Source organism: Arachidicoccus sp. (assembly GCF_050436765.1).
Taxonomy (GTDB): domain Bacteria; phylum Bacteroidota; class Bacteroidia; order Chitinophagales; family Chitinophagaceae; genus Arachidicoccus.
On sequence record NZ_JBNQGD010000079.1, the window covers coordinates 420 to 4,877 of the forward strand.

The 4,458-nt window shown below is 36.5% G+C and carries 4 protein-coding genes; all 4 read left to right on the top strand.

Annotated elements, in window-relative coordinates; genetic code table 11:
- The first annotated feature begins 78 nt into the window (after positions 1 to 78).
- Positions 79 to 1,716, top strand: a complete 1,638-nt coding sequence (gene mutS / locus ACQR30_RS03345; protein ID WP_429731238.1) for a DNA mismatch repair protein MutS — start codon at positions 79 to 81, stop codon at positions 1,714 to 1,716.
- 37 nt (positions 1,717 to 1,753) lie between these two features.
- A complete protein-coding gene (locus tag ACQR30_RS03350) occupies positions 1,754 to 2,041 on the top strand; it encodes a hypothetical protein (protein WP_429731240.1) in 288 nt (95 codons plus the stop codon).
- A 52-nt stretch (positions 2,042 to 2,093) separates the two neighbouring features.
- Positions 2,094 to 2,468 (top strand): YccF domain-containing protein, encoded by a 375-nt coding sequence (locus tag ACQR30_RS03355; RefSeq protein ID WP_429731244.1) that lies wholly within the window; start codon positions 2,094 to 2,096, stop codon positions 2,466 to 2,468.
- 98 nt (positions 2,469 to 2,566) lie between these two features.
- Positions 2,567 to 4,458: glycoside hydrolase family 2 TIM barrel-domain containing protein (locus ACQR30_RS03360; protein WP_429731247.1), on the top strand; the 1,892-nt coding region annotated here is incomplete at its 3' end.

Sequence of the window (4,458 nt, forward strand, 5' to 3'; positions counted from 1 at the left end):
TGCACTCGGGGGTTTGGACGGCATTTAAACAACTGAAAAAAAAACACCCCACGACTCGATACGGTGGAATTTTTGATTTTGCATTCGGAATTAAATGTCTCTTTACAGCAATTGTTAAAACAATGTGGTGATTTGGAAAGATTGGCGAGCAAAATATCTTTGAAGAAAGTGAGCCCTCGTGAGGTAATGCAATTAGCCAAAAGTTTGCAGTTGTGTGAACAAATAAAATTCCTTTGCTCCAGTTCGCAGAGCCACTATTTAAAAAATCTGGCCAATGCTATCAATCCCTGTCACTATATTGTTGAAAAAATTATAAAAGAGATTTCGGAAGAACCACCTGCTTTGGTTTCCAAAGGAAATTTAATCAAAGAGGGTATTGACAGCGAACTCGATGAACTGCGCAATATAGCGCATAACGGTAAAGCGTATTTGCAAGATTTACAAAGAAAAGAGACTGAAAAAACAGGTATCAGTTCCTTAAAAATTAGTTTTAATAATGTGTTTGGTTATTATTTAGAAGTAACTAATCTGCATAAGGATAAAGTGCCACAGGAGTGGATTCGTAAACAAACTTTGACAAACGCTGAACGATATATTACCGAAGAATTAAAGCAATACGAAGAAAAGATTACTGGCGCAGAAGATAAAATATTTTCGATTGAAACTAGTATTTATGAGAGGTTACTCAATGAATTGATTGCTTATATTGCGCCAATTCAGGTGAATGGGAATGCCTTGGCTATATTGGATTGTCTGCATTGTTTTGCGCAAAATGCGCAGCAATATAATTATCGAAAACCCTTGCTTCACGAAGGATTTGATATGCAATTAAAAGAAAGTAGGCATCCGGTTATTGAGAGAAATTTGCCGGCCGGTGAGATTTATATTTCCAACGATATTTTACTAAATGCTGAAAATGAACAAATAATCATTCTAACTGGCCCGAATATGAGTGGTAAAAGTGCGTTGTTGCGACAAACGGCCCTCATTACTCTAATGGCACACATGGGAAGTTTTGTCCCGTCAACTGAAGCAAGAATTCCTTTGACTGATAAAATATTTACGAGGGTAGGAGCAAGTGATAATTTAAGTGGCGGTGAGAGCACCTTTATGGTGGAGATGAATGAAACAGCTAGTATTATTAATAATGTCTCTCCGCGCAGTTTGATTCTGTTGGACGAAATTGGGCGTGGCACTTCTACTTATGACGGTATTTCTATCGCCTGGAGTATTGTAGAATTTTTGCATAATTCTTCTTGCAAACCCAAAACATTGTTTGCAACACACTATCATGAATTGAATGATTTGGAGAAACGTTTGGGAGGGGTGAAAAATTACCATATTACGAATAAAGAGGTCGGAAATAAAATTATTTTTTTAAGAAAATTAGCGAGAGGGGGAAGTACACATAGCTTTGGTATCCATGTGGCTAAAATGGCCGGAATGCCTCCCGAGTTGATTGATCGTGCCAATGATATTTTGAAACAATTAGAAGAAAAACATGAGGATAGTGATCAGCATATTGCTGCTGCTAAAGATGGATTAAAAAGTAAAATCAAAGGAATTAATGCACCGCAATTACAGCTTTCAATTTTTGATGTTCAAACTGAAGTTTTTGAAGATATACGCAACGCTCTCGAAAATATGGATATTAATCGTCTTACTCCGGTAGAGGCCTTGATGAAACTCAATGAAATCAAAGGCTTGCTGAAGTAGAGAAGTTTAACTAATTTTAATCATTAGAATTTATTTTATGATAAAGTATACACCGGCATTTGTGGATAAGTTGGAAAATGTTTTGAGCGAATCGGGTTACGTAGTTCGGTATGAACGGGGAAATTTCCAAAGTGGTTGGTGCTTGCTTGAGCAACGCAGCGTTGTGGTATTGAATAAATTTTTGAATACCGAAGGTCGTGTAAACACGTTGGTAGATTTGATTCCCCAACTCAATATTAAATTTGACAAACTTACATTGGAATCGCAAAAATTATATGATTTTCTTTCACACAACGCGCTGAAAGAAGAGGAAAAAAGTGATTAAATTTTAAATTGATTGGAATAAAATTCCCATTGCGGTTATAACTTTTAGCTGTATGAATATTTTAGGCAACATCATCTGGATTATTTTTGGAGGATTTATTATCTTTCTTGAATACATGGTTGGCGGATTCATTTTGTGTCTAACCATTGTAGGTATTCCGTTTGGATTGCAATGTTTTAAAATTGGAATTGCGTCACTTGCTCCTTTCGGTATGACAATTTCTGATAAAAAACCCGGAATTACGGATGGTTGCATTCCTACTGTTTTGAATATATTTTGGATATTTTGCGGCGGCATTTGGATTGCGTTTACACATCTTATTTTTGGCTTGCTATTTTGTATTACAATTATTGGAATTCCTTTCGGTAAGCAGCACTTCAAATTAATGTCTTTATGTTTTGCTCCTTTTGGGAAGAAACTTAGTTAATAAACTCAGGAATTGACATTTTATAGTCGATGTTTGTTGCTAAAAATAGTTTTATTTAGTACTTTTCCATTTCCTTTTATTTAAAATCAATTCATAAAATGATGAAAAAAATACTGTTAGGTCTCTTTGCTTTTGCTATGACAGGGCTTGCTATTACCGCAAATGCCCAAAGTTCGAGAGAAAAATTTAATGAGAATTGGCTTTTTAAGCTTGATAGTGCAAACGATTACAGTGAACAGGCTTTAGATGCTGCAAAATGGCAACCAGTAACACTACCTCACGATTGGAGTATTGGCCTTGATTTTGATTCGACTAGCCCTAGTGGGAACGGAGGGGCCTGTTTGCGTGGTGGAACGGGGCTTTATCAAAAGGAATTTGCGCTGCCTTCAAAAGATAAGGGCAAAAATATATTTATTGATTTTGATGGGGTGTATATGAATAGTACCGTTTGGATAAATGGTCATAAATTGGGCACAAGGCCTTATGGTTATGCTTCTTTTCAATACGATATGACACCTTATTTGAAGTTTGGTGGCGAAAAAAATGTATTAAAGGTGATGGCAGAAAATCATCAACCCAATTCACGTTGGTATAGTGGTAGTGGTATTTATAGAAATGTATGGTTGGAGAAAAAAGGGAATGTCTATGTTGATAATTGGGGTACTTATATTACTACGCCCGAGGTATCCGACGCACAAGCGACTGTTTCAATTGAAACTAAAATAAAAAATACTTTGCAACAGGCTTCTGCGATTGAATTAAAGACTATTGTCTTTGATGACAAAGGTAGAATTGTAAAAGTCTTGTCACAGAAAATGAGTTTGGATCCAGGTAAAGAAATTGAAAAAGCGCAATCTTTTGTTTTGTCAAATCCGGAACTTTGGAGCATAAAAACGCCACATTTGTATAAAGCTGTTTCGCAAGTTTTTGTACATAATAAAAAGCAAGATGAGTACACGACAACTTTTGGTATTCGCTCTTTTCATTTTGACAAGGATTCTGGATTTTATTTAAATGGGAAACCCCTGAAGATTATAGGCGTTTGTATGCACCACGATTTAGGTGCATTAGGTTCGGCTATAAATGTTCGTGCTATGCAGCGCCAATTGCAAATTCTAAAATCAATGGGTATTAATGGCATCCGTACATCACACAATCCGCCTGCTCCCGAGTGGTTGGATCTTTGTGATAAAATGGGATTCATTGTAATGGATGAAGCTTTTGATTGTTGGGAAGACGGGAAAAATAAATATGATTATCATGTGTATTTTAAACAATGGCATAAACGAGATTTAACTGATCAAATTTTGCGTGACCGCAATCATCCTTCTGTTTTTGTTTGGAGTATTGGAAACGAAATTCCAGAACAAGGCGGCGGTGATAAAGACACTGTAGGACGCAGTATTGCAAGAGACTTGGCCGGAATTGTGAAGAGTTTAGATAGCCGCCCAATTACTTCGGCATTGACAGATTTTTCTCCAAAGAATAATATTATTAAATCAGGAGCACTTGATTTATTAGGCTTCAATTATCATTTTAGGCTGTTACCTAATTTGGCAAAGATGTTTCCGGATCAAAAAATTATTCTTACAGAGACTTCTTCTGCATTACAGTCGCGTGGTGAATATTTAATGCCTTCTGATTCTATTCGTCGTTGGGCAGGTTTTACAAGAGAAAAAAATGGAGGTACACCTAATTTTGTCTGCTCGGCCTATGATAATAGTTCGGCACCTTGGGCTTCTACTTACGAAGAAACATTGAAGCCGTTATTAAAATACCCTTTCTTGAGTGGCATGTATATGTGGACCGGCTTTGATTATTTGGGTGAACCTACACCTTATCCTTATCCTGCCCGTAGTTCTTATTTTGGAATTGTGGATTTGGCGGGTTTCCCTAAGGATGCATATTATCTTTTTAAGAGTGTTTGTACTACCGACACGGTTTTACATATCTTTCCTAATTGGAACTGGAAACCTGGTCAAAAAATTGA

Excerpts from the sequence above, each read along its gene's own strand:
- ACQR30_RS03350 (WP_429731240.1), top strand. The coding sequence starts at position 1,754 with ATGATAAAGTATACACCGGCATTTGTGGATAAGTTGGAAAATGTTTTG.
- ACQR30_RS03355 (WP_429731244.1), top strand. The coding sequence starts at position 2,094 with ATGAATATTTTAGGCAACATCATCTGGATTATTTTTGGAGGATTTATT.